The organism is Candidatus Eisenbacteria bacterium (assembly GCA_030017955.1).
Lineage (GTDB): Bacteria > Eisenbacteria > RBG-16-71-46 > JASEGR01 > JASEGR01 > JASEGR01.
Genome location: JASEGR010000186.1, coordinates 1 through 2,110, shown reverse-complemented (window position 1 = coordinate 2,110; position 2,110 = coordinate 1). Strand labels below are relative to the sequence as shown.

Here is a 2,110-nt window from a genome sequence, read left to right as displayed (position 1 = left end):
TGGAATTCCAGACCAGTTTCATCGGCCAAACGCTGGAGCTGTGTTTTCCACGCGCGCACCCGGCTCCCGTTGCTCCCCCCCGAATCCGCCGTGATCATCACTCGGCCACAGTTGGGATAGGTGGGCTGACCCATGTTTTTCCACCACTGACCGATTGTCGTGACCGCGAACTCTGACCCATCTTGGACAGCAATCGGTACTAATCCGGTAAATCACGCTATCTAACTCCTCAAAATCACGACATCCAGGTGCAGTATCCAGTAAAAAGTGTAGTGCCAATCAAAATGACATGGATGGCAAATATAGCTTGACAACTAAGACAGTAAATGCGATTATTGTCGTGCCATGTATGTGAGAGTCAAGACCGTCAAAACCAAGAACGCCACCCATGAGTACCTCCAACTCGTGACGAGTTCCCGCGAGGGCCACCGAGTCATCCAGCGCGTCGTGGCTACTATCGGTCGCAAGGACCATCTCCAACTCGATGGCACAATCGACCGCCTCGTCGAGTCGCTTGGCCGCTACACCGAACGGGTTACGGTCCTTGACGCGCTAAAGGACGGACAAATCGTCGCGGAGCAATGCCCCGAATGGGGACCAGCGCTCGTCTTCGACCGGCTCTGGGAAGAGGTCGGACTGGGACCAACATTACGCCGGCTCGCACTCTCTCGCGGGTTCCAGTTCGATGTGGAGAGGGTGGCCTTCGCCATGGCCCTGCAGCGACTGGTCCAGCCCAAAACCGGGAGCGACCGCAACGGACTGGAGTGGCTACGTCACTGTCGCATCGCGCGGTTGACCGACGAGAGGAGGCAGTTCGAAATAGAACTACAGCACTTCTACCGCACGACAGGGTTCCTGGCTCAACACAAGGAGGGCATTGAGAGTGCTCTGTGGGACCGAGGGCGGGACCTGTTCAACTACCAGGTGGATGTGGCCCTGTTCGACACGACATCCGTATACTTCGAGGGTCGGGGACCCATTGGGTTGGCTGAGTTTGGCAAGAGCAAGGACGGCAAGTACGACTGCCGGCAGGTGGTCGTCGGCGTGGTGCTTAGTGGGGACGGTTGGCCGCTATGCACGGAGATCTGGCCCGGGAACATGTCGGACAAAAAGACCGTAGTACCGATCCTGGATGCACTGAAGAAACGCTTCCAAATCCGCCAAGTCATATTCGTAGCCGACCGCGGCATGGTGAGCAAGGCCAACCTGGAGGCAGTGCAGGATGCTGGTTACAACTACATCATCGGATGCAAGATGCGAGGGGACAAGGAGGTTCGCGACAAGGTGCTAGCGCGGCCAGGACGCTACCACGAGGTAGCTGACAACCTACGCGTCAAGGAGGTGTGGATCGGCGAGCACCGCTACATCATATGCCACAACCCCCAGGAGGAGGAGCGGGACAGACAGGATCGCGAGAAGATCCTGTCTGCTCTGCGCGATAAGATCGTGGGGCAGAGCGCCAAGAAACTTACCGGCAACCGCGGCTACAAGCGGTTCCTCAAGACGCCGCCCCGCGGAACTATAGAAATCGACGAGGCCTCGGCCGAGCAGGATGCGCGCTATGACGGCAAGTACGTACTGCGGACCTCGACCGACTGGACGCCTGAACAACTGGCGCTGGCCTACAAGAGCCTGTGGCAGGTCGAACGTTTCTTCCGCGACTACAAGGGGTTGATTGACGCCCGGCCGATCTACCACCACAAGGTGGATAACGTGCGAGGCCACTTGGTTGGTAGCTTCCTTTCCCTGTATCTGGCGGTTGCTCTACGCAAGCGTCTTGCGAGACTGGGAGAGAAGGAGGGGCGAGTGGAGTGGAACCCGCTGATGCAGGATCTGAGGGAGGTACGGGCGGTGCACATCCAGATCGCGGGTCGGGCGTACCTCGTCCGGACGGAACTTCGCGGTCAGGCCCACCTCGCCTTCAGCGCCGTGGGGATGAAGCCGCCCATGAGGGTCCAGCCCCAGCCCACATCAGATGACCCCGCGAAGGTTAGGATAGTGTAGTGGCAACGGTCTAAGTGTCTCTCGTAACTTATTGAGATCCCTGAGAATCCCAAAAGTTACTGTCCAAGATGGGTCAGAGTGCGATGAACAGCGCATCCGAGGGATC

General features: G+C 58.3%; 1 protein-coding gene and 1 pseudogene. One reads left to right on the top strand and one right to left on the bottom strand.

Annotation, left to right across the window (positions count from 1 at the left end; all coding sequences use genetic code 11):
- Positions 1-182, bottom strand: a pseudogene (locus QME66_13525) (ISAzo13 family transposase).
- Between the two features lie 163 nt (positions 183-345).
- Here QME66_13525 and QME66_13520 point away from each other — a divergent pair.
- Positions 346-2,004 carry an IS1634 family transposase gene (locus tag QME66_13520; GenBank protein ID MDI6809966.1) on the top strand — a complete coding sequence of 553 codons (1,659 nt, stop codon included), beginning with the start codon at positions 346-348 and terminating at the stop codon, positions 2,002-2,004.
- Positions 2,005-2,110: the final 106 nt, after the last annotated feature.

Coding starts and splice junctions, on each gene's coding strand:
- QME66_13520 (MDI6809966.1), top strand. CDS start 346: ATGTATGTGAGAGTCAAGACCGTCAAAACCAAGAACGCCACCCATGAG.